The 21709-nt window shown below is 67.3% G+C and carries 22 protein-coding genes and 2 pseudogenes; 16 read left to right on the forward strand and 8 right to left on the reverse strand.

The features are described 5' to 3' along the window. From Q8L83_RS04035 to hrcA, 5 genes are all read right to left on the reverse strand, one after another. The coding region (locus Q8L83_RS04035; RefSeq protein ID WP_305284879.1) for a DNA gyrase subunit B at window positions 1–1895 on the reverse strand (1895 nt) is incomplete at its 3' end. A 10-nt stretch (window positions 1896–1905) separates the two neighbouring features. Further along, window positions 1906–3048: a DNA replication/repair protein RecF gene (gene recF, locus Q8L83_RS04040; RefSeq protein WP_305284880.1), complete on the reverse strand. Its 1143-nt coding sequence runs from the start codon at window positions 3046–3048 to the stop codon at window positions 1906–1908. A 56-nt stretch (window positions 3049–3104) separates the two neighbouring features. Further along, on the reverse strand, window positions 3105–4223 hold the full coding sequence (dnaN, locus tag Q8L83_RS04045; protein ID WP_305284881.1) for a DNA polymerase III subunit beta: 1119 nt from the start codon (window positions 4221–4223) through the stop codon (window positions 3105–3107). Between the two features lie 126 nt (window positions 4224–4349). After that, window positions 4350–4970 carry a nucleotide exchange factor GrpE gene (gene grpE / locus Q8L83_RS04050; protein ID WP_305284882.1) on the reverse strand — a complete coding sequence of 207 codons (621 nt, stop codon included), beginning with the start codon at window positions 4968–4970 and terminating at the stop codon, window positions 4350–4352. Between the two features lie 11 nt (window positions 4971–4981). Further along, the gene (gene hrcA / locus Q8L83_RS04055; protein WP_305284905.1) at window positions 4982–6052 is read right to left on the reverse strand and encodes a heat-inducible transcriptional repressor HrcA; all 1071 of its coding nucleotides are present in this window, start codon (window positions 6050–6052) and stop codon (window positions 4982–4984) included. A 158-nt stretch (window positions 6053–6210) separates the two neighbouring features. On the opposite strand from hrcA, the gene rph reads away from it, so the two are divergent. Further along, window positions 6211–6927 carry a ribonuclease PH gene (rph, locus tag Q8L83_RS04060; RefSeq protein ID WP_305284884.1) on the forward strand — a complete coding sequence of 239 codons (717 nt, stop codon included), beginning with the start codon at window positions 6211–6213 and terminating at the stop codon, window positions 6925–6927. 484 nt (window positions 6928–7411) lie between these two features. On the opposite strand, the gene Q8L83_RS04065 is transcribed toward rph, so the two are convergent. Together Q8L83_RS04065 and Q8L83_RS04070 are read right to left on the reverse strand one after the other, a co-directional pair. Further along, a complete protein-coding gene (locus tag Q8L83_RS04065; RefSeq protein ID WP_305284885.1) occupies window positions 7412–7654 on the reverse strand; it encodes a helix-turn-helix transcriptional regulator in 243 nt (80 codons plus the stop codon). 10 nt (window positions 7655–7664) lie between these two features. Further along, entirely contained in the window at window positions 7665–8195 is a 531-nt protein-coding gene (locus Q8L83_RS04070; RefSeq protein WP_305284886.1) for a DUF2975 domain-containing protein, read from the reverse strand. Window positions 8196–8593: 398 nt separating this feature from the next. Between Q8L83_RS04070 and rdgB the strand changes: the two genes are divergently transcribed. From rdgB to Q8L83_RS04110, 8 genes and pseudogenes are all read left to right on the forward strand, one after another. Continuing rightward, window positions 8594–9196 (forward strand): RdgB/HAM1 family non-canonical purine NTP pyrophosphatase, encoded by a 603-nt coding sequence (gene rdgB, locus Q8L83_RS04075; RefSeq protein WP_305284887.1) that lies wholly within the window; start codon window positions 8594–8596, stop codon window positions 9194–9196. Next, window positions 9193–10356, forward strand: a complete 1164-nt coding sequence (hemW, locus tag Q8L83_RS04080) for a radical SAM family heme chaperone HemW (RefSeq protein ID WP_305284888.1) — start codon at window positions 9193–9195, stop codon at window positions 10354–10356. Before rdgB ends, hemW begins: the two co-directional genes overlap by 4 nt. 45 nt (window positions 10357–10401) lie before the next feature. Next, window positions 10402–11277 carry a 16S rRNA (cytidine(1402)-2'-O)-methyltransferase gene (gene rsmI / locus Q8L83_RS04085; RefSeq protein ID WP_305284889.1) on the forward strand — a complete coding sequence of 292 codons (876 nt, stop codon included), beginning with the start codon at window positions 10402–10404 and terminating at the stop codon, window positions 11275–11277. A gap of 2 nt (window positions 11278–11279) precedes the next feature. After that, window positions 11280–11672: a YraN family protein gene (locus tag Q8L83_RS04090; RefSeq protein ID WP_305284907.1), complete on the forward strand. Its 393-nt coding sequence runs from the start codon at window positions 11280–11282 to the stop codon at window positions 11670–11672. Window positions 11673–11685: 13 nt separating this feature from the next. Then, on the forward strand, window positions 11686–12504 hold the full coding sequence (locus Q8L83_RS04095; protein WP_305284890.1) for a SirB1 family protein: 819 nt from the start codon (window positions 11686–11688) through the stop codon (window positions 12502–12504). A gap of 99 nt (window positions 12505–12603) precedes the next feature. Further along, entirely contained in the window at window positions 12604–13551 is a 948-nt protein-coding gene (gene gshB, locus Q8L83_RS04100) for a glutathione synthase (protein ID WP_305284891.1), read from the forward strand. A 158-nt stretch (window positions 13552–13709) separates the two neighbouring features. Next, window positions 13710–14561 (forward strand): annotated as a pseudogene (locus Q8L83_RS04105) (ATP-binding protein); the annotation flags it as partial. 90 nt (window positions 14562–14651) lie between these two features. Beyond that, window positions 14652–16472 (forward strand): hypothetical protein, encoded by a 1821-nt coding sequence (locus tag Q8L83_RS04110; RefSeq protein WP_305284892.1) that lies wholly within the window; start codon window positions 14652–14654, stop codon window positions 16470–16472. Between the two features lie 20 nt (window positions 16473–16492). Here Q8L83_RS04110 and Q8L83_RS04115 read toward each other — a convergent pair whose 3' ends face one another. Then, window positions 16493–16756 carry a helix-turn-helix domain-containing protein gene (locus Q8L83_RS04115; protein ID WP_305284894.1) on the reverse strand — a complete coding sequence of 88 codons (264 nt, stop codon included), beginning with the start codon at window positions 16754–16756 and terminating at the stop codon, window positions 16493–16495. Window positions 16757–16853: 97 nt separating this feature from the next. Here Q8L83_RS04115 and Q8L83_RS04120 point away from each other — a divergent pair, with 97 nt between their 5' ends. From Q8L83_RS04120 to Q8L83_RS04150, 7 genes and pseudogenes are all read left to right on the forward strand, one after another. Continuing rightward, window positions 16854–17717 carry an endonuclease III domain-containing protein gene (locus Q8L83_RS04120; RefSeq protein WP_305284895.1) on the forward strand — a complete coding sequence of 288 codons (864 nt, stop codon included), beginning with the start codon at window positions 16854–16856 and terminating at the stop codon, window positions 17715–17717. Next, entirely contained in the window at window positions 17654–18019 is a 366-nt protein-coding gene (locus tag Q8L83_RS04125; protein WP_305284897.1) for a hypothetical protein, read from the forward strand. Before Q8L83_RS04120 ends, Q8L83_RS04125 begins: the two co-directional genes overlap by 64 nt. Next, window positions 18019–19221 (forward strand): PfkB family carbohydrate kinase, encoded by a 1203-nt coding sequence (locus Q8L83_RS04130; RefSeq protein ID WP_305284898.1) that lies wholly within the window; start codon window positions 18019–18021, stop codon window positions 19219–19221. The genes Q8L83_RS04125 and Q8L83_RS04130 overlap by 1 nt, the downstream gene beginning before the upstream one ends. Then, a complete protein-coding gene (locus Q8L83_RS04135) occupies window positions 19218–19811 on the forward strand; it encodes a 7-cyano-7-deazaguanine synthase (protein WP_305284900.1) in 594 nt (197 codons plus the stop codon). The genes Q8L83_RS04130 and Q8L83_RS04135 overlap by 4 nt, the downstream gene beginning before the upstream one ends. Window positions 19812–20184: 373 nt before the next feature. Beyond that, the gene (locus Q8L83_RS04140; protein ID WP_305284901.1) at window positions 20185–20487 is read left to right on the forward strand and encodes a hypothetical protein; all 303 of its coding nucleotides are present in this window, start codon (window positions 20185–20187) and stop codon (window positions 20485–20487) included. 256 nt (window positions 20488–20743) lie between these two features. Beyond that, window positions 20744–20967, forward strand: a pseudogene (locus Q8L83_RS04145) (transposase); the annotation flags it as partial. Between the two features lie 308 nt (window positions 20968–21275). Then, on the forward strand, window positions 21276–21629 hold the full coding sequence (locus tag Q8L83_RS04150; RefSeq protein WP_305284903.1) for a hypothetical protein: 354 nt from the start codon (window positions 21276–21278) through the stop codon (window positions 21627–21629). Window positions 21630–21709: the final 80 nt, after the last annotated feature.

Raw genomic sequence — 21709 nt, forward strand, 5'->3', positions numbered from 1 at the left:
ATCGCCGCCTGTTCGACGACAGCGCGGTCGTAGCGCGAATGCAGGCTGAGCATCACAGTGCGGAAAGCGCGCGCATCTTCGAGCGTTTGGCGCAGGTCGGCGCCGGCGCGATCCTCTGAGCCGGTCCGCAGCACCGCGCCATCAAGTAGACTTTCGATCAGATAATCTTCAAGCGCGCGTTCGTCTTTCAGATATTGCGTCGACTTGCCGCGCATCACCTTGTAGAGCGGCGCCTGGGCGATGAAGATATGCCCGCGCTCGATCAGCTCCGGCATCTGCCGATAGAAGAAGGTCAGCAAGAGGGTGCGGATGTGGGCGCCGTCCACGTCGGCGTCGGTCATGATGACGATCTTGTGGTAGCGGATCTTGTCGATGTTGAAGTCGTCGCGACCGATGCCGGCGCCCAGGGCCGTGATCAGGGTGCCGATCTGGTCTGAGGACAGCATCTTGTCGAAGCGGGCGCGCTCGACGTTCAGGATCTTGCCGCGCAGGGGCAGGACGGCCTGATTGTCCCGGTTTCGCGCCTGCTTGGCCGAGCCGCCGGCGGAGTCCCCCTCGACCAGGAAGATTTCGGACTTGGCCGGGTCCTTCTCCGAACAGTCGGCGAGCTTGCCGGGCAGGGAGGTGATGTCGAGGGCGGACTTGCGCCGGGTCAGATCGCGGGCCTTGCGGGCGGCCTCACGGGCGGCGGCGGCCTCGGCGATCTTCTGGATGATGATCTTGGCCTCGTTCGGGTGCTCCTCGAACCAGGTGGACAGGCCCTCGGACACCAGGCCCTCCACCGCCGGCCGCACCTCAGACGAGACCAGCTTGTCCTTGGTCTGGGACGAGAACTTCGGATCGGGCACCTTGACCGACAGCACGCAGGTCAGGCCTTCGCGGGCGTCCTCGCCGGTCAGGGAGACCTTCTCGCGCTTGGTGGCGCCGGAGCTTTCCGCATAGGAGGTGATCAGCCGGGTCATGGCCGAGCGGAAGGCCGCCAGGTGGGTGCCGCCGTCCTTCTGCGGGATGTTGTTGGTGAAGCAGAGCACGTTCTCGTGGAAGCCGTCGTTCCACCAGAGCGACAGGTCGATCTCGACGTTCTCGCGGCGGCCGCGGATGACGATCGGATCGCGGATCAACGGGGTCTTGGCCTTGTCCAGGTGTCGGACGAAGGCCTCGATGCCGCCCTCATAGGCCATGACCTCTTCGAAGGGCTCGGCCCCGCGGAAGTCCTTGAGCCAGATGGTGACGCCGGAGTTCAGGAAGGCCAGTTCCCGCAGACGGTGCTCCAGCGTCTTCCGGTCGAAATCGATGAAGGCGAAGGTGCTGGTCGAGGGAAAGAAGGTGAGTTCGGTGCCCGACAGCGGCAGGCCGTTCTCGCGCATCGGCGCCTCGCCGGTCTCCACCAGGGGCGAGACGGTGTCGCCGCGGCGGAACTCGATCTCATAGGCCTTGCCGCCGCGATAGATCTTGAGCTTCAGCCAGTCCGACAGGGCGTTGACCACCGAGACGCCGACCCCGTGCAGGCCGCCGGAGACCTTGTAGCTGTTCTGGTCGAACTTCCCGCCGGCGTGCAGCTGGGTCATGATGACCTCGGCCGCCGAGACGCCTTCGCCCTCGTGCATGTCCACCGGAATGCCGCGGCCGTCGTCGGTGACGGTGACCGAGCCGTCCCCATTGAGGATCACCTCGACGCGGCTGGCGTAGCCGGCCAGGGTTTCGTCGATGGCGTTGTCCACCACCTCATAGACCATGTGGTGCAGACCAGACCCGTCGTCGGTGTCGCCGATATACATGCCCGGCCGCTTGCGCACGGCGTCGAGGCCCTTCAGCACCTTGATGGACTCAGCGCCGTATTCGGCCTGGCCGTTGCTTTGGGGCGCGTCGCCGGCGCCTTGGGTCTCGTCGCTCATGAGGTTCTTCTTACGCGTCCAGTAGGGCCAGGCCCGAAGCGTCCACCCGGACGCCCTGGGCTCGGCCACGAAGGTCTTCGAACAGGTGCTCGTCGGTTCCGGTCAGGAAGGCCTGCAGGCCGAGCGCCTCGATTTCGTCGAACAGAGCCCCCCGCCGACGGCGGTCCAGGTGCGCTGCGACTTCATCCAGTAACAATATAGGGTTTGGGGCTGATTCTGCACGCGAAAGTCTCGCCGCCTGGGCCAGGACCAGGTTCAGGATCAAGGCCTTTTGCTCGCCGGTGGAGCATTCCGCCGCGGGTCGGTCCTTCTCCAGGTGAATGACGGCCAGGTCCCCCCGGTGGGGGCCGGTGAGCGCCCGCCCGGCGCTGGCGTCCCGGTCCCGGGCGGCGGCCAGGGCGGCGACCAGACGGGTTTCGATCTCGCCGGTCTCCACTCCGTCCTTGGCCATCTGCTCCCATTCGCCGGTCAGGGTCAGCCGCGCCTGGGGGAAGGGGCGTTCGCCGCGGCTGTCGATCTCGGCCTGCAGGTCGGCGAGGCTTGCGGCCCGGGCGGTGGCCATCTGCGCCCCGGCCTGCCCCATCCGCGCCTCCAGGGCGCCCAGCCAGGCGGGATCATGGGGGCCGTCGGTCAGCAGGCGCATGCGCTCGCGCTGGGCCTTTTCATAGGCGCTAGCCTGGCCGGCATGCTCGGGCCGGGCCGCATAGACCAGGCGGTCGAAGAACCGGCGGCGCTCGGCGGCGCCTTCCAGGAACAGGCGATCCTGGGCCGGGGTCAGCCAGACCTGGCGCTGCAGGTCCGACAGCCGTCCCGGCGTCACCGTCTCGCCGTCCAGCCGTACGGTGCGGCGGGCGGCGCCCGCGATTTCCGTGCCTGTGCCGACCTTCAGCACATCTTCGCCAAGCCGGATTTCAGCCGCCACCGCCCAGGGCCGCCCGCGGGTCTCGCCGGGCAGACGCCGGCCGATCTCGGCCAGGGCTGCGCCGCGCAGGCCCCGTCCCGCCGTCAGCAGCGAGATCGCCTCAAGCAGATTGGTCTTGCCCGCCCCATTGGGCCCGGCCAGGACGACCGGGCGCCCGTCCATCTCCAGCTCGCCGCGGACATAGGAACGGAAGTCGGTCAGGGTCAGGCGGGTGAGAACGGCGCGGGTCACCCGGGGCTCATAGCCGGTTTCGGGGCCGGGGGCGAAACCTCCGGCGCCGGCGCGGCCTAGACCCGTAGCGGCATCAGGACGTACTGGACGTCGCCGTCGCTCGGATCCAGCACCAGGGCAGGATCGTTGGGGCCGCCGAAGCGGAACTCGGCCTCCGGCGCGGTGATCTGGTCGGTCACGTCCAGGATGTAGCGGGCGTTGAACGACAGTTCGAAGGCGTCGCCGGAATAGTCGGCCTCGATCTCCTCCACCGCCTGGCCGGCCTCCATGTTGCGGACGGTCAGGATGATGCGGCCGGGCTCGATGGCCATGCGCACCGAGCGGCTCTTCTCGGCCGAGATGGTGGCCACCCGGTCGACAGCCTTGGCGAACAGCTTGTTGTCCACCCGCAGGATGCGGTCGTTGTCCTTGGGGATCACCCGCCCATAGTCGGGGAAGGAGCCGTCGATCACCTTGGAGGTCAGCGCCGTGGCGCCCAGCTCGAAGCGCACCTTCTGGGGCGAGAGCTGCAGGTCGATCTGTTCACCGGCGTCGTCCAGCAGGCGCCGCGCCTCGCCGATGGTCTTGCGGGGCACGATCACGCCGGGCGCGCCGACCGAGCCTTCGGGCGCGGGCATTTCAGCAAGCGCCAGGCGGTGGCCGTCGGTGGCCACGGCGCGCAGCTTCTGGATGCCGCCGTCATTGACCACGTGCAGATAGAGCCCGTTGAGATAGTAGCGGGTCTCCTCGGTGGAGATGGCGAAGCGGGTCTTGTCGATCAGGCGGATGAGCTCGTTCACATCCACGCCGATGCGGGCCGACAGGCCTTCGGCCGACATGACCGGGAAGTCGCCGGCCGGCAGCACCGGCAGGTTGAAGCGCGAGCGCCCGGCCTGGACGGTCAGACGCGGATCCTCGCCGGTGAAGCTCAGGGAGACGTCGGCGCCCTCGGGCAGCTTGCGGACGATCTCATAGAGGGTGTGGGCCGGGGCGGTGATCTGGCCCGGCTGATCGACCTGGGCCAGGGCCTCGTCGATGATCTCCAGGTCCAGGTCCGTCGCCGAGAAGCTCAGCCGCTCGCCCTCGGCCGAGAGCAGCACATTGGACAGGATCGGGATGGTGTTGCGGCGCTCGACGGCGCTCTGCACGTGACCCAGCGCCTTCAGGAGCGCCGCCCGTTCGATGGTAAGCTTCATTTGCGTCCGAACCTCCATGCGCCGGAAGGGCGATTCCCCGGCGCCCCCCGATGGAAGGGACTTGGGACTTTACTCATTTGCTGCGCAGGCGAAAGCCCCTGGCGACCGCGCCAGGGGCTTATAGGGTCAGGCCTTGGTGTCTACCGAACCGCCGGCCTCGCCGTTCTCGCTCGACGCATAGGGATTGCCGGCCGCGCTGTCGGCCTGCGGCGCGCCGGCGTCAGGGCCAGAGCCCTTGGCGGCCACGACCACCATGGCCGGGCGCACGATGCGGCCGAACAGCTCATAGCCGGTCTGCAACACCTGCAGGACGCCGCCGGCGCCGATATCCTCGGACGCCTGCTCCATCATCGCCTGGTGCTTATGGGGGTCGAACTTCTCGCCGCGGGGCGGGTCGATCTTTTTCAGGCCATTGCCCTCGAAGGCGGTCTGCAGGGCCTTCTCGGTCATCTCGACGCCCAGCACGAAGTTCTTCACCGCCGGATCGTCCAGATCGGCGGGCGCAGCGGCCGTGGCCCGCGAGAGGCTGTCGGCGGCGCTCAGCAGATCGCGGGCGAACTTCTGGATGGCGTAGGCCCGCGCGTCATTGGCCTCGCGCTCGGCGCGGCGCTTGGTGTTCTCGGCCTCAGCGGCGAAGCGGAGCACCTGCTCCTTGAGCGAGGCGTTCTCGGCCTTCAGGGCCTCCATCATCTCGATGGCGGCGTCGGCGACGGCTTCGGTTTCGGCCGGCGTGTGATCGTCGGTCATGCTTCTTTTCCTTACGCGTTCATCACCTGGCCCAGAACCTTGGCGGTATAATCCACCAACGGAATGATCCGGGCATAGTTCAGGCGGGTCGGGCCGATCACCCCGATCGCGCCTAGAACCTTCTGTCGGCCCGTCATATAGGGTGCGGCGATCACGGAGGAACCCGAAAGCGAGAAGAGTCGTGTTTCGGCGCCGATGAAAATGCGCACCCCTTGCGCCTCTCGCACCCCGTCCAGCAGGCCGATCAGCTGCTCCTTCTGCTCGAGATCGTCGAACAGCATGCGGACCCGCTCCAGGTCCTCCAGGGCTTCGCGGTCGCCGAGCAGGTTGGCCCGGCCCCGCACGATCAGGGCGCGGTCGGAGCCTTCGCCCCCGCCCCAGGCGGCCAGGCCGTCCTCCACCAGCCGGGCGGCCTTGGCGTCCAGCTCCCGGCGGGAACGGTCGAGGTCGAGGCTGACCTCGCTGCGGGCGTCGTCCAGGGTCTTGCCGCGGAGCTTGGTGTTGAGGAAGTTCGAGGCCTCCTGCAGGGACGAGGGCGTCACCCCGGCGCCCAGGGCCATCAGGCGGTTCTCCACCACCCCGTCCTCGAAGACCATGACCGCCAGGGCCTGGTCGCCGCCCAGCGCCACGAACTCCACATGCTTGACCTCGGCGTCGCGCACCGGGGTCACCACCACGCCGGCGCCGCCAGCCAGGCCCGACAGCAGGGACGAGGCCTCGTTCAGGGCCTCTTCGAAGCTGCGGCCCTGCACCCGCAGGCGCGTCTCGATCAGCCGCCGCTCATCCTCCCCCACATCGCCGACCTCCAGCAGGCCATCGACGAACAGGCGCAGGCCCGCATGGGTCGGCAGGCGCCCGGCGCTGATGTGGGGCGCGCCCAGCAGGCCGAGCTGGGTCAGGTCCTGCATGGTGTTGCGGATGGAGGCGGGCGAGAGGGAGACCCCGCCGCGGGACAGGGTGCGCGAGCCCACCGGCTCGCCGGTCTCCAGATAGCTCTCGACGATGCGGCGGAAGATGTCGCGCGCCCGCTCGTCCAGTTCGGCGAGCGAAGGCCCGCGGGAGAGCAGTGGTGTGTTCACGATCGGCGGCCAGGGCCTTGTGTGATCTGAGAGAGTTGCGGGCGGCCCATGGACGGGCCGTTCGGATTTTAGGATAAGCGCGCGCCACGTCCGTGCAAGTCGCGCCGCGCCTGTGCGGCCTCGATACCACGTCCGATACGACCTCAGGAAAGGTTCTCGTCATGCGCCCCTCGCAACGCGCCCCCGACATGCTGCGCGCCGTCACCCTGGAGACGGGCGTCAACCGCTATGCCGAAGGCTCCTGCCTGGTCAGTTTCGGCCACACCAAGGTGCTGGTCACGGCCAGCCTGGAGGAGGGCGTGCCCCCCTTCCTGCGCGGCCGCGGCCAGGGCTGGGTGACGGCGGAGTACGGCATGCTGCCCCGCGCCACCCACACCCGCGGTCGCCGCGAGGCCGCCCAGGGCAAGCAGTCGGGCCGCACTCAGGAAATCCAGCGCCTGATCGGCCGCTCTCTGCGGGCCATCACCGACATGAAGGCGCTGGGCGAGCGGCAGATCTCCATCGACTGCGACGTGATCCAGGCCGATGGCGGCACGCGCACGGCTTCGATCACCGGCGCCTGGGTCGCCCTGCGCCTGGCCACTCGCTACCTGATGGACGAAGGCGTGATCACCGCCGACCCGATCCTCGATCAGGTCGCGGCGGTCAGCTGCGGGGTCCACCAGAACCTGCCGGTGCTCGACCTGGACTATGAAGAGGATTCCGACGCCGAGGCCGACGCCAACTTCGTCCTGACCGGGGCCGGCGACATCGTCGAAATCCAGGCCACCGGCGAGAAGCGTGGCTTCAGCCAGGCCGAGTTCGAGGCCCTGTTCGGCCTGGCCCGAAAGGGCATGGACGAACTGTTCGAGATGCAGCGGGCCGCCGTCGCTAGTTGAGGTCGGCGCAGTCGCCGCTCAACCTCGTCACCCTCGGACTTCATCCGAGGGTCCAGGCGCACGGCGTCTGGCTCGGTGTTCATGGACGGTCGGGTCAAGCCCGACCGTGACGGGGAAAGGGACGTTGCGCCGTCGTTCCCGCCGAAACGCAGAACGGCCGGATGCGGGAGGCGCATCCGGCCGTTCTTCTGTCTTGGGTCGTTCTGGCTCTGGAGAGAGCGCTCGGGCCTTAGAAGCCGATCAGCAGGTTCCGCTGAGCGGTGGCCGGGATACGGGCCAGTTCATGGGCCAGCGGAGCCATAAAGCGGGCGATCAGGCGTTGAATCTTAGCAAACATGTTCTGCCCCTTTCAGTGTGCAGTGCAACAATGTTGCATCGCATATAGGGCCAGCCCCCTAGCCCCGCAACGGCCAAGTGCAAATTTCTGACACCCGTGACGCAATGTCACGGGAATGTGTTGTGGCAATGCAACATGTGGCCGGCCTCAGGCCTCGTCATCGTCGTCGAACCCCTCATCGGCGGGTCCGGGCTCGTAGTGAAGGATGTCGCCGGGCTGGCAATCGAGTTCCCGGCAGAGGGCGGCCAGGGTCGAGAAGCGCACCGCCCGGGCCTTGCCGGTCTTGAGGATCGACAGGTTGGCGATGGTCACGCCGACCCGGTCGGCCAGTTCGGTGAGCGACATGCGTCGCTCCAGCAGTACGCGGTCGAGAAGCACTCGGATCGGCACGGTCGGCTCCTCAGATGGTCAGTTCGGCTTCGCGGCGCAGGCGGGCGCCTTCGCGAAACACCTCGGCCAGCACAAAGACCACCAGCACCGAGAACCAGGCGGTCAGGCTCAGCGTCGGCTCGACGGCCTCGGACGCCGGCAGAATCCAGGTCGACAGGGCCCAGAAGGCGTAGCGGCCCAGTTCCAGGCCGGCGAGGATCAGCCCGACCACCCGCAGGCGCCGGACATTGTCCGGGTGGAACGGGTCGCCCGCGGTCAGGGTGGCGAAGATGCGCCGCAGCTGGGCGACGATCACCAGCACGCCACCCATATAGAGCCCCGCCGCCAGCAGGCCCACCGCCACCACGGGGCCGCGGTTGACCACCTCCTCGCCCCCGGCCGTGACCGAGATGTCGGCCAGCAGGTCGGGATTGAAGGAGAAGAGCAGGGCCGCCAGCATCAGGACGCCGGCGACGCTGACCCCGATCCACAGGGCCACGAAGACCACGTCGAGGATGATTTTCAGAAAGCTCGAAACCGAGCCTGGCCCTAGCGCCCGCATGGTCTACGCCCCCTTGGATTGGCCCGACGGCGTCAGACTAGAGGATCGAGGCGCCGGCCACCACGGTCAGGATCGGCAGGGCGGCGAGGCAGACGGCGCAGGCCAGGGCGAAACGGTCGAAGGCGTTGGAAGCGCGGAAGCTGTTCATGAGGAATCTCCAGGTTTCTGTGTGTCGCCTTGCGGCGGGAAAGTGCGGCGGAGCGCCTTGGCTCCATGTCGGTATTCGATATGGGCATGCCGTTTTTCGATCAAGGAAATTATCGAAAAACGATATTAAATCGGTGTAACGAAGTGACGGATCGTTCATCTGCGGGCGCGCCTTGAAGGGCTGCGCCCAGGCGTTTGCCGCCGCGGGGGCGGGCGCCTATGCTCCGCGGCCTCATTGCGAAAGGACGGCCATGGCCCTGAAGCTCGAACCCGGCGCCCGGCTGGTGGTCGCCACCCATAACCCCGGCAAGGCGCGGGAGCTGGCGGCGATCCTCGAGAACCGCTTCGACCTGGTCACGGCTGGCGAGCTTGGCCTGCCCGAGCCCGAGGAGACCGAGACCACCTTCGTCGGCAACGCCCTGCTGAAGGCCCGCGCCGCCGCCCGTGGCTCGGGCCTGATCGCGCTGGCCGATGATTCCGGGCTGAGCGTCGCGGCTCTCGATGGCGCGCCGGGCGTCTATTCCGCCCGCTGGGCTGGTCCAGACAAGGATTTCAGCCTGGCCATGGCCAAGGTCGAGGAGCGCCTGCAGGCTGCCGGGATCGAGGACCGCAGCGCCTGGTTCACCTGCGCGCTGGCCGTCGCCTGGCCAGACGAGGGGCCGGCCCTGGTGGTCGAGGGGCGGGTGGACGGCCAGCTCACCTTCCCAGGGCGCGGCGGGCGGGGCTTTGGCTATGACCCGATCTTTACGCCGGACGGCGGCGCGCTGACCTTCGGCGAGATGGAGCCCGCGGCCAAGGACGCCATGAGCCATCGTGCGCGGGCCTTCGAGAAGCTCAAGGCCGCCCTGCTTTGACCGAGCCTGGGCCGCAACCGCCGCCCCTGGGAGTCTATGTCCACTGGCCCTATTGCGCGCGGATCTGCCCCTATTGCGACTTCAACGTCTATCGCGACCGTGGACGCAGCGCCGAGCAGGCCGCCCTGGTCGCGGCCATCGTCCAGGACCTGGCGACCCAGGCGGCCCTGACCGGACCGCGCACCCTGGTCTCGGTCTTCTTCGGCGGCGGGACGCCGTCGCTGATGGACCCCGACGCCGTGGCCCTGATCCTGGAGACGGCCCGCCGGCTCTGGACTCCGGCGGGCGACCTGGAGGTCAGCCTGGAGGCCAACCCCACCGACGCCGAGACCCAGCGCTTTGCGGCCCTGGCCCAGGCCGGCGTCGGGCGGCTGTCCCTGGGCGTCCAGGCCCTGAACGACGACGCCCTCAGGTTCCTCGGCCGGGATCATGATGCGGCGACCGCCCGCAGGGCCCTGGCGGTCGCCGCCCAGGCCTTTGGCCGGGTCTCCCTGGACCTGATCTATGCCCGCCCTGGACAGACGCCGGCGGCCTGGACGGCCGAGCTGGAAGAGGCCCTCGCCTATGGGGTCGAGCATGTTTCGCCCTATCAGCTGACCATCGAGGCCGGCACCGCCTTCGACCGGGCGGTGCGCCGCGGCCAGCTCGTTCCGCCCGATGACGAGGCCGCCGCGACGCTCTTCGAGACCACCCAGGCGGTGCTCGCCGAGGCGGGCTTCGAGGCCTACGAGGTGTCCAATCACGCCCGGGGCGAGGCGGCGCGATCTAGGCACAATCTCGTCTATTGGCGGGGCTGGGACTATGTCGGCGTCGGCCCCGGCGCCCATGGGCGCATCACCCTCGGCGGCCATCGCCACGCCACCGAGGCGCAGGCGCGGCCCGCCGCCTATATCGGCGCGGTCGGCGAATCAGGTCGCGGCTTTCCCGTCCTGGAGCCGCTTTCCGCCGAGGCGGCCGCTGAGGAGCGGGCGCTGAGCGGCCTGCGGATCAAGGCGGGTGTCGCCTATTCTGAGTTGGTGGCCCTGGGCCTCTCGCCCGACCACAATCGCGTGAAAACCCTTGTGGCGGAGGGACTATTGGCAGAAGACAACTACAAGTTGCGCGCTACCCCAGCGGGACGACTTGTGCTTGACCATGTGACGCGACGGCTGCTGGTCTGACGGCCACGCTTGCCTTGCCGCTTCCGACCGGCGAACCCTCCCCCCATGGCTCATCCTGTCGCCCCGCCGCCCCTGTCCGATCAGCCCCTGTCGCCGGGGCTCTATATCGTTGCGACGCCGATCGGGAACCTGCGCGACATCACCCTGCGCGCCCTGGACGTGCTGTCGGCCGCCGACCTGATTCTGGCCGAGGACACCCGGGTGACCGGCAAGCTTCTGGCCGCCTTCAAGATCTCCGGCCGCATGGAGCGCCATGACGAGCACGCCGCCGAGCGCGCCCGGCCCAAGGCCCTGGCGGTGCTGGAACAGGGCGGCCGCGTGGCGCTGGTGTCGGACGCGGGCACGCCGCTGATTTCCGATCCGGGCTACCGGCTGGTGCGCGAGGTCGCCGCAGCCGGCTTCCCGATCCATCCGATTCCCGGCGCCTCGGCCCTGCTGGCGGGACTGTCGGTGGCGGGGCTTCCGTCGGATCGGATTCTGTTCGCCGGTTTTCCGCCGCCCAAGACCGCTGGGCGCCGCGCCTTCCTTCAGGACCTGGCCGGCATCCGGGCGACGCTCGTTTTCTTCGAGGGCGCGTCGCGCCTGGGGGACAGCCTGGCCGACATGGCGCAGGTGTTCGGCCCCCGCGAGGCGGTGGTCTGCCGCGAACTGACCAAGCTCTATGAGACGGTGGTGCGGGGGCCCCTGGACGCGCTGGCCGCCGATCCCAGTCTGGCGGCCCCCAAGGGCGAGATCGTGATCCTGGTGGGGCCAGGCCGCGAGGCCGAGGCCACGGCGGCCGACGCCGACCTGGCGCTGAGCGAAGCCCTCTCGCGGCTGAAGCCCGCCGAGGCGGCGGGCGAGGTGGCCCGCGCCCTGGGGCTGTCACGGCGGGACCTTTATCGCCGGGCCCTGGAAATGAAGGCGGAGCAGACAGGGTGAGCTTGCGCCAACCCTCGACGCGCACGGCGGCCCGGCAGATCCGCGGCGCTCTGGCGCGACGGTCGGGACGTCGCGCGGAAGTCTGGGCGGCGCTCTGGCTGATGGCCAAGGGCTACCGCATCCTCGGCTTTCGCCTGCGCACCCGCCTCGGGGAAATCGACCTGCTGGCCCAGAAGGGCGGCGTGCTGGCGGTGATCGAGGTCAAGAGCCGCACGACCCTCGACGCAGCCCTGGCCGCCGTCACGCCGGAACAGCGGGACCGCCTGCGCCGGGCGGGCCAGGCCGCCGCCGGCGCCCGGCCGCGGCTGAAGGCCCTGGCGATCCGGCTGGACCTCGTCGCCCTGGCCCCCGGTCGCCTGCCGCGCCACCGGCCTGACGCCTGGAACGGCGCCTGATGGGTCAGAAGCGATGACGCGGATCGAGGCTGAAGCCGTCCTGATCAAGGCCGGCGCGACGGAGGACGAGAACGCCTTCCCGCTGTTGGAAGCGGCCATAGCCTGCGCCCTGCACGAGGACCCGACCCGCGATCCCCAGGCGGTGCGCGATCTGGCCGCCGCTGGCGTCCAGCGGCTGAAGGCCCGCCTGCGCTGGGAGAGCCCGGAAGAGGCCCTGGCCGAGGCCATGTCCGGGGACCTGCGCCTGTCGGGCGACCTGTTCACCTATGAGCACCCGGACAATACCGACGTCATTGCGCTCGCCCAGCGGCGCAAGGGCATGCCGGTGGCCCTGGGCGTCTTCTATCTGCACGTGGCCAAGCAGGGGGGGCTGAACGTCAAGGGCGTCGACTTCCCCGGCCACTTCCTCCTGAGGATCGAGACCCGAGAGGGGCCCCTGGCGCTGGACCCCTTCAGCGAAGGCCGGGTCGTCCTGCCTTCGGAGCTGACCCGCCGCGCCCTGCATGCGGGCCTGACCCCAAATGTCGCCGACCGCCTCGACCTTCTCATGGCGCCGGCCAATGACCGGGAGGTTCTGATCCGGCTGCAGAACAACATCTTCGCCGCCGCTGCGGCGGTGGGCGACTTTCCCCGCGCCGAGCGCTCGGCCCTGCGCCGGGCGCTCCTCGATCCCCAGGATCACCGTCCCTGGCTGGACGTGGCCGCCGCCCGGGAGGGCCAGGGCGCCCTGGCCGGCGCCCTCGAGGCGCTCGCCCGGGCCAGCGAACTGGACCACGGCGCGGCCCTGGCGGCGCGGGCGCAGCGCGAACGGGTGCGCCTGAAGATCAATTGAAGCCCGCCGATCGCACATCGGCGTCTGGCGTTCGGCGCCTGGCCCGCCTATGTCCGACATCAGGTCGCCCAAGGCCGGAAATCAAACGGGGAGCCCGCCATGGCCTTGAAGGTCGCCGTCCAGATGGACCCGCTCGAGTCGATCAACATCGAGGGGGATACGACCTTTCTGATGATGCTCACCGCCCAGGCCCGGGGCCACAGCCTCTGGGTCTACACGCCTGACCGCCTGTCGCTGGACAGCGGCAAGGCCATGGCCCGCGGACGGTCCGTGCGGGTGCAGGACGTCAAGGGCGACCACGCGACCTTCGGCGAATGGGAGCGCCGGGACTTGGCCGAGATGGACGTGGTGCTGCTGCGCCAGGACCCGCCCTTCGACATGGCCTATATCACCGCCACCCACATCCTCGACGCCATCCATCCGAAGACCCTGGTGGTCAACAATCCTACCGAGGTGCGCAATGCGCCTGAAAAGCTGTTCGTCACCAGCTTCCCCGGCGTCCAGCCGCCGACCCTGATCACCTCGGACATCGAGGCCATCTACGACTTCCGCGCCCAGCACGGGGACATCGTGCTCAAGCCCCTGTATGGCGGCGGCGGCTCCGGCGTGGCCCGGCTGCTGGCCGATGATCCCAATCTCGACGCCCTGCTGGAGCTGCACGCCCTGATCGGCCGCGAACAGGTCATCGCCCAGAAGTTCATCCCCGCCGTCTCCAAGGGCGACAAGCGCATCCTGCTGGTCGATGGCGAGCCCGTGGGCGCCATCAACCGGGTGCCGGGCGCCGGCCAGATCCGCTCGAACCTGCGGGTCGGCGGACGCGCCGAGGCTGTGGAGCTGACCGCCCGGGATCGCGAACTCTGCGAGATCATCGGCCCGGAGCTGAAGGCCCGCGGCCTGCTGTTCGTCGGCATCGATGTGATCGGCGACTACCTCACCGAGATCAATGTGACCTCGCCCACCGGCGCCCGCCAACTCCAGAAGTTCACCGGCATCGACGCCACCGCCCTGATGTGGGACCGTGTGGAAGCCATCCGCGCTCAGGCATAGTATAGCTGTCGTGGGGTAACCCTGGGTTTAAGGGTTGCTCCCCATTCTCTTTGCGTTCTATCTTCGTTCCCGACTTGATCCGCGCTCTGCGTGGCTCTGTGGATAGATTCGCCCCAAACCAGGGTTCCACCCGGGGCGATGCGGATGGGAGACACGCCATGGCGGGGGTGGTGACGGTCGCCTTCGAGGGCGTCGAGGCCCGGCGGGTGGATGTCGAAGTCCAGCTCACCGGCGGGGCCGTGGCCTTCGTCGTGGTCGGCCTGGGCGACAAGGCGGTGGCCGAGAGCCGCGAGCGGGTCCGGGCGGCCTTTGCGGGCCTCGGTCTCGCCCTTCCGGCCCGCCGCATCATCGTCAATCTGGCGCCCGCCGACCTGCCCAAGGAGGGCAGTCATTACGACCTCCCCATCGCGCTGGCGGTCATGTCGGCCATGGGGATCATTCCCGCCGACGCCCTGCACGGCTGGGCTGCGGTGGGCGAGCTGTCCCTGGACGGCCGCATCGTGCAGGTGGCCGGCGCCCTTCCGGCCGCCGTCGCCGCCGGCGGCATGGATCTCGGCCTCATCTGTCCGGAGGCCTGCGGCGCCGAGGCGGCCTGGTCGGGCGAGACCCGCATTCTCGCCGCGCCCTCCCTGATCGCCCTGGTCAACCACTTCCGCGGAACCCAGATGCTGGCCCCGCCCAGCGCCGGGCCGGTGGTGGAGGGCGAGCGAGCGCCGGATCTGCGCGATGTGAAGGGCCAGGAGAACGCCAAGCGCGCCCTGGAGATCGCCGCGGCCGGGGGGCACAACCTGCTCTTCATGGGGCCGCCGGGCTCGGGCAAGTCGATGATGGCCGCCCGCCTGCCGGGCCTCTTGCCGCCGCTGTCGCCGGCCGAGCTGCTTGAGACCTCGATGATCCATTCGGTGGCCGGCCTGATCGCCAAGGGCGAGCTGACCCGCCAGCGGCCGTTCCGCACCCCCCACCACTCGGCCAGCATGGCCGCCCTGACCGGCGGCGGTGTGAAAACTAAGAAGACGATGTCCCGCCCAAACAGTGGACGTCCCTCGGTGGCCTAATTTCGAGCAGGAACTTCTAAACGTCAGCATGCCAGCTTTGGCGTCATGTTCGACCAGCTGGAAATATCGACGAGTAGCGCGATTCCACATCGGCTGGATTGGCTGCCGAGTGACCGCAGGATTGTGCTTACAAAACACAAGCAGGTTCGCCGCTCTGTGCAGCGAGTGGATGGGCACGAGATTCTGTGCTCGTTCGCTCCCGAGATCCCATCAGCGAGCAGCCCACGTATGGAGCATGCGTGGGGGCCATACGAGCAGATAGGTCTGCTTCGCCCCGGCGCAATCTTCGAGAAAAAGCAGTTGGTCGGATCTGCGTCTGACCTAACTGAGCTGAAGGCCCTCCGCTTCCGCCCACAGATGGTTCGAGACGTGAGCGTGATGAACGGGGTTTACCATGCATCGGTGGGCTCTCACCCCGACGAGCCCCCTTCCGAGCCCTATACAGGCGAAGCATCGTACTGCGTTGGCATGGCCGAGGGCCGCCGCATCTACATCCCGTGCTTTGAGCTGATCCGCTTTTATTTCGGCACGCTGAGCGCTGTGGCCGACAGGTTTATGGCGAACGCCATTTTCGGTCAGATTGGTGAGGGCATCGTCGACCCAGCTGAGACCAAGTTCGTCGATGACGGCGTATTCCAGATCGCGCCGCTAAGTGGCTTTGCCGACAAGGCCAGCGCGCTTCGGCTGGCTATGCTGCTCACGTCACCGGACTTATTGAGGCTTTGGCAGCGTAGCGTTCCTCCTGGTGAGCGCTACATGCCGCAAGTGATGCTTCCGCCGACCAGTCATTCGCTGATGCTTGTCGGCCGGCGGGAGCAGATTCGCCATATGCTTGGTCAATGGGAGGAACGCGCGTTTCTCGCATGGTCCATCACAAGTGACTTCAGACCCTCGCCGTTCCGCAAGCTCATTATCAAGTCGCCATTTGGCACGGCCGGCGACGAGGTCGCGCTCGAGGACACCGCCGGCGAAGCCGCCTCGCGCTACACTTACGTGGTGCCGCCAAGCGCGCGCCTTCAGAGCCTGCGGCGACCGGGCGCGCGAGTAGGTAGCTATTCGCCGTTCGGAGAGACCGTTCGACAAGCCTTTCCGGGGCTAAGTCGCGTGACCGTGGAGTATTCTTTCAGCAAGCCACGCCGACCAAACCTGCATGCCGCTGCAGCGAGCGAACGTGAGGTGGAGGAGCTGAGCTTCCTGGCGCCGGGCCATGACAAGCGTGTCGGCGGCCTGTCTTTGCGCCCAACCACCCACTTTGCGCCGTGGGCTCAGCCTGAACGTCCCACCCGCCAACTCTTCGACGAAGAGATTGGCGAGCTCGCACGATTGGTCACGCTTCCGGCCGAGCGCCTTGCCTCGCCGGTTCCAGCCTTCCTCGCAGCGATGAGAAGGTGCGCATCAGCGGGGACCGGCGGCCTTGAGCTGCAGGATCTGTGGAACAGCGTGCCTGGTGGCGTGACGACGCTTGCAGCGCCCAGGTCATGGGGCGTCGGATCAAAGGGTCGCTTCTTTGTGGTCGGCTCGGTCCGAAACAGGCATGGCGTTGCTTACGCCTTCGAGTTGGTGCGCAGGAACGGTGGCGAGCGGATAAGTCTCGGCGTTGTTGCTCGAGCTGACGGCGCGCCCCTCGATCTGCGAGGTCTATCCGCAATCGCAAAGCACGCCGTTTCCCAGATCGCAGCGCGTGGGGAGGACCGAAGCCAGCGTTCTCGCGGCCTCTGGCCAAGTCAGAACGTCTTCTCCGATGTCGTCTCGCGTCCGATCCCACACACCAGAATGCGGATGATGCCGGCGACGCTCGCCAACGATCTTCAGGCCGTGACTGAGATGCTGACGTCCAGGACGACCGAGGCTGTCATCGCCGCCTGAGGCCTCTTGATTAGAGCCGCCTACTGGTCGATGAGCTGCTCGAGCGAGCGCAGCAAATGCATAATCTGCATACGCCGCGTCGGGGGCGCCAGCCGCAGCTTCTGCTCGATGCTGACAAGGGTGGCGTTCGGGCGGATCCCCTCTCGCCGTTCAACCCATCCGCTAAGCGCCTGAGCCGTTCGGCCGCTCAAAGAGACCTTTTCATTCAACACCTTGCTTAGGTGCGCCTGGCTTACGCCGCAGGTGTCCGCGAGGGCTGTCTGGGTGACGCCTTCGTCGGCCATTCGGCGTTTGATTTCATTAAGATCGAGCCTGGCAGCCATTGACCTGAGTGAATGTCTTGCATAACCTAGCTATGCATTTACATGGAGGGCGACGCCCTTGCAACGGGTCATCGGCGGTTCGGATGGCGAGTATCGGTTCCTGGAGCTTCCGGACGCCGACGAATGGCTGATGGACGGCGTCCGCTGGGGCTCCTTTGAGCATCCCCTTACGCCAGCCTTTTGGGTCACGCAGGCTTGGTTGCAGGGCGAGCCTGCCGAGGGCTTCGCGCTCTGCGCCAACCTTGTCGAGGAAGTGGTCACCTGTCTGTTAGGCGGTCACGGCGCGCCGGCCGAAGTCGGGCTGGCGGCTTCATCTCGCGTCATCGAAGCCCTCCGAGGAAGCGGGTCTGCTCGGATGAGCGTCGAGCGAGCCGAAGAACTCCTTCGCACTCCTTTGTCCATAAACGGCAGAGAGATCAGGTACCGCTTCGCAGGTCAGCGAGCGCGCTACCTTCACGGCTGCCTCGAAGGTCTCTCGGAACTGCCTGAGTCGGGGCTGGACGACGTCGAGCTGCGAGACGCCCTCTGCGGCCTGCCAGGAATCGGCCCGAAGACTGCCTCCTGGATCGTGCGGAACCGCCGCGGCAGCGACGAGGTCGCGATCCTAGACGTCCACATCGTGCGGGCTTGCGAGCACATGGGGGTGTTCCCGAAGGGCGCAGATCCAGCTCGCCGGTACTTCGAACTCGAGACGCGGTTTCTGGAGTTCTGCCGTCGAGGGGAAGCGCGCGCCTCGGTTGTCGACGCGGTGATGTGGGCGACAATGCGAAAGCTCAGCCGCCCCATGCTGAAGCTTCTGGTTGACCCGGTTCCCGCTATGGGCGAGCCTTTGCCCCTGTTCGCATGGGGGGAGGAACAATGTCCGGCAGTGGGGGAAGCCGCAGCGATTACGGCTCCAGCGGTCGATCTGGTCCGGGCATAGGCGGTGGCGGCGATGGCGACGGCGGCGACCCCTGCCGCAAGACCCGGCGCGGCCCCATCAACAGTCCGCAGGCCGCTGTACTGACCCCGCTGGGTGTCGGCGGCGTACTCGATGTCGATGTACAGCCAGGCCCGCCGCCGGTGCTGGTGGTGAAGGACAAAGCAGGTCGACCGGCCGGTTCGCTAACGTTCCTGGGCTACCTTGAGCTGATCGACTGCATCCGCACTCGCGGCGTTCGCTACCAGGCGACCATCCTAAGCGTGTCTGGCGGGGTCTACGAAGTTCGCGTCGAAGCGATCTGATGGTGCTTACAATTGTTGGCGGCGTCTATCTGGAGCAGTGCGTTCAGCCGCTCTGGAGCGCCTTGTTCGGTTCTGCCGGCCGCGCCTTGTCCGCGGTCACGGACCTCGCGCCGCAAGAATTGAAGCTCGTCACCTACGCTGATGAGGGGACGCGCAGTCAGGTGGAGATGTTGGCGGCCTCCGCCGGCGGGGCGGTCGAGATCCACCCGTGCGATAGGACCGTGTCGTTCGACTATCTGCACCCGCTCGCGACACCAGTGATCAGTCCGGCCTTGAGCCGTATCGTTCAGTCGGTGCCCATCAAGGTCAGAGGCACGGTCGTTCTTCGCTACGGGATGTTAGAGGGCGATGCGATCATCGATGCAGACGTGGCGATCTACGATCCTCAGTCGGCTTTCGGCGCCGTGGCGTTCAGCGCCAACGGTTCGAGCGCGCGGCGCCTGGCCGTTGTCCTGAACCAAGCCGAGGCCATGTCGATCAGTGGCCTCAGGGAGCCGATGGCGGCCGCTACCTGGCTTCTCAAGGAGGAAGGCGCCGAAGTCGTCGTACTGAAGATGGGTCCGGCCGGCGCGCTCGTGATCACGGCGGATGGCAGGGAACGCGTGCCGCTCTATCGAACCGAGCGGGTGTGGAAGGTCGGTTCCGGCGACGTCTTCTCTTCGACCTTCGCGGCCCTCTGGGGCGTGCAGGGCATGGATCCTGTCCGTGCCGCAGATTGTGCGTCGAGGGCGGTTGCGCACTATTGTGACACCAGGAGCCTACCGGGCCCCGGGCTCGCTGAACTTGAGGCGCTCACCTACGAGGAGGTGCAACCTGGCTCAGGCCGTGTCTACCTCGCCGGTCCTTTCTTCGACCTTGGCCAGCGTTGGCTTATCGAAGAGGCCCGTCACCTCCTGCTCGAAATGGGTGCCCAGGTCTTCTCGCCGGTCCATGAGGTGGGGCCGGGCCCTGCGAACATCGTGGCGCCGGAGGACCTTGCGGGGCTCGATAGATGCGACGTGGTGTTGGCGATCCTCAATGGCCTCGATCCGGGTACGATCTTTGAGGTGGGCTATGCGGTGAAGGCCGGCACGCCAGTCATCGCGTTTGCGCAGAACATCAAGGACGAGGACCTGAAGATGGTGGCGGGCTCGGGCTGCGAGCTCACGGACGATTTCGCCTCGGCCATCTACCGCACGATCTGGCGGCTTCCCGCACTGTGACCGCCCTCCTGCTCTCCGGCGGGATGGACTCCATCAGCATCGCCTGGTGGAAGCGCCCGTCCGTGGCGATCTTCGTCGACTATGGACAGGTGCCTGCGAAGGCTGAGGAAGCCGCGGGGCGGGCCGCGGCCGAGGCCATCGGCATCCGCTACGAAGTCGTGCGCGCAGATTGCTCTGCGCTTGGCTCAGGGGACATGGCCGGCAAGCCGGCTGCGGCCATCGCGCCTGTCTCGGAATGGTGGCCGTTCCGCAACCAGTTGATCTTGACCATCGCCGGGACGGCGGCGCTGCAGCTTGGCGAGACAGAGCTGATGATCGGGGCCCTTCGTACCGACAGTCAGCACGTCGATGGCCGTGCGGAGTTCATTGACTTGATCTCGCGTCTGATGTCGATGCAGGAAGGCGGGCTGCGGGTGAGCGCGCCAGCCATCGCGCTGTCGGCCGACGAACTGGTCAGGCAGTCAGGCATTCCGCAGTCCGTCCTTGGTTGGGCGCACTCGTGCCACAAGAGCAACCTCGCCTGCGGCCAGTGCCGCGGCTGCATCAAGCACTACGAGACCTGGGAAGCTGTTGGCTGGGATCCTCACTGAACCCGAGCCGATACCCGGCCGGCCCTGGGCGCCGTTCATGCCGCTTCGGGGCGACCCGGAGCCGCTCGCCGCACCCTGGTACGGGCCTGCCCGGACCTTTCACGAAATCGCGGCAAACCGACGTTCGATCATTGGCGGCCCGATAGGATGGGCTGAGGTCGGCAATCTGCTCTGGCACCTGACGCGTCCCACTGGTCCTTCAGGGATCGGCCGGGCGGGGCTTCCGGTCGAACGACGTGCTCCGCCTTCTGCAGGCGGCCTCCATCCGTTTCACTTGGTGTGTTTCAGGGCGGGAGATGTTGGGGCGAAACTATATGAGCCCGGCTCTCATAGCTTCGCCCCTCTCCTGACAGATCCGGAGAGAGCTCGTGACTTGAACGCTGCCGCAGTCCGGGCGGTGACTGGCGCCGACGTAGGCTGCACGGTGCGCTTCATCGCCGACGCAGCCAAGGTCGCCGCTGCCTACGAAGGCGCCGAGAGCCTGCTGTTTCGGGAGGCTGGCTGCCTTCTGGCGTTCACCTGTCTCTTCGCCGAACAGCTGGAGCTGGCTGCGTGCCCGCTTGGTTTCCTTGGCCAGGACGTCGTGGCGCCGCTCGGCTTCGACCCCACCAAATTCATAGCCCTGGGTGGAGTGGTGCTGACTCGAAGCCTGAAGATCGAGGTGAGCAGGTGGTAACGTCCGACTGGCGTCGATCAGTCAACGAAGAGTGACCCGAGGGCGGTTGGGGCGTAGGGGCGAACAGGTGGCGCCTGGGGCAATCCGCGCCGTTGTGAGGCGGCCGCCGCACAACAAGACGTGGACGACGGGCGGGAGAATCGCCGCCACTTGGATTGGTCATGCAGCGTGAGGACGCCGTGACCGAACCATCTCAAACGCGCGATCGACACCCAACCCGACCTGTGCTCAGGCGCGGTAATGGTATGGGGCGCAGGTGGCATTCATCCTGCGACAGGTCGACGAGGGCGCCGCGAGGTCTGCCGCAAGGCGGGGATATCCGAGGCGACGTTCTATGTCTGGCGGAAGAAGTACGCCGGATTGATGCCATCGGAGATGAAGCGGCTGCGCTAGCTCGAAGACGAGAATGCGCGGCTCAAGCGGATCGTCGCCGACCTGTCGCTCGACAAAGAGATGTTGCAGGACGTCATAAAGCGAAAGCTCTAGGAGCTGGTCACACTTAGCGCAGCCTAGGACGATGGCGGCGATAGCTCAGATGCCAAGGTTCATGAGAGCTATCTCGAACCAGTTTATGAATGTGCCCGTTTACCCCTCTCAGCGGATCGGATAGCCCGATTGTCAGCCGTGGCGCTTTGCAAGGGTCCATCGTCTGTTCGGCGCCAGGAGCCGATATTGCGGTCCGAACGCGAAGCAGACGGTCACCGGAAGCTAGTGACGTGCGAAGCCCTTCTGCGAGCGGCGATCAGCTCGCGCTACTCGACGGGTCAGGCTCCTTGAGCGGAAATTCGATGCGCATTCCACCATCAGCCATCGGCGTAACTGCACAACTGCTCTCCGAGCGCTACACCCACGCCGAGCTGAACTCGATGTTCTACGCCGCGGGATTCGAGGAGGACGCCCCAACCGGCAACAAGCTCCACAAGTGCCAGGAGTGGCTCCGCTGGGCCAACAAGAACGACCCTGACACGGCGCTCGAGAAGTTCGGCCGAGTGATCGCCGAGTACATGGACGTCGAACTCGCCCAGGCCAGGCCGTGGGCGCCGGACCTCAATGCAGAGCCGGATCCGCGCGAGCGCATCCAGGGTACCCATCCGGTGGAGACCGCGTCAGCGAGGTTTGCGGGGCTTTCTGATCCAGCGTGAGACGGTGCGTTCGACGGCGGCCTGGCAATCGCGGGTGGGATCGGCGTTTGGATTGAACCTTGCTCCGAGAATGTCGAAGG

It is taken from the genome of Phenylobacterium sp. (assembly GCF_030680185.1).
In the GTDB taxonomy this organism is placed as follows: domain Bacteria; phylum Pseudomonadota; class Alphaproteobacteria; order Caulobacterales; family Caulobacteraceae; genus Phenylobacterium.

Bases quoted from the DNA above. Each gene is read 5' to 3' on its own strand.
- dnaN (WP_305284881.1), bottom strand. From the start codon at position 4,223: ATGAAGCTTACCATCGAACGGGCGGCGCTCCTGAAGGCGCTGGGTCAC.
- Q8L83_RS04110 (WP_305284892.1), top strand. From the start codon at position 14,652: ATGTTCGACCAGCTGGAAATATCGACGAGTAGCGCGATTCCACATCGG.
- rdgB (WP_305284887.1), top strand. From the start codon at position 8,594: ATGGCCCTGAAGCTCGAACCCGGCGCCCGGCTGGTGGTCGCCACCCAT.
- Q8L83_RS04150 (WP_305284903.1), top strand. From the start codon at position 21,276: ATGCGCATTCCACCATCAGCCATCGGCGTAACTGCACAACTGCTCTCC.
- grpE (WP_305284882.1), bottom strand. From the start codon at position 4,970: ATGACCGACGATCACACGCCGGCCGAAACCGAAGCCGTCGCCGACGCC.
- Q8L83_RS04125 (WP_305284897.1), top strand. From the start codon at position 17,654: ATGTCCGGCAGTGGGGGAAGCCGCAGCGATTACGGCTCCAGCGGTCGA.
- Q8L83_RS04115 (WP_305284894.1), bottom strand. From the start codon at position 16,756: ATGGCCGACGAAGGCGTCACCCAGACAGCCCTCGCGGACACCTGCGGC.
- Q8L83_RS04095 (WP_305284890.1), top strand. From the start codon at position 11,686: ATGACGCGGATCGAGGCTGAAGCCGTCCTGATCAAGGCCGGCGCGACG.
- rsmI (WP_305284889.1), top strand. From the start codon at position 10,402: ATGGCTCATCCTGTCGCCCCGCCGCCCCTGTCCGATCAGCCCCTGTCG.
- Q8L83_RS04130 (WP_305284898.1), top strand. From the start codon at position 18,019: ATGGTGCTTACAATTGTTGGCGGCGTCTATCTGGAGCAGTGCGTTCAG.
- Q8L83_RS04070 (WP_305284886.1), bottom strand. From the start codon at position 8,195: ATGCGGGCGCTAGGGCCAGGCTCGGTTTCGAGCTTTCTGAAAATCATC.
- gshB (WP_305284891.1), top strand. From the start codon at position 12,604: ATGGCCTTGAAGGTCGCCGTCCAGATGGACCCGCTCGAGTCGATCAAC.
- rph (WP_305284884.1), top strand. From the start codon at position 6,211: ATGCGCCCCTCGCAACGCGCCCCCGACATGCTGCGCGCCGTCACCCTG.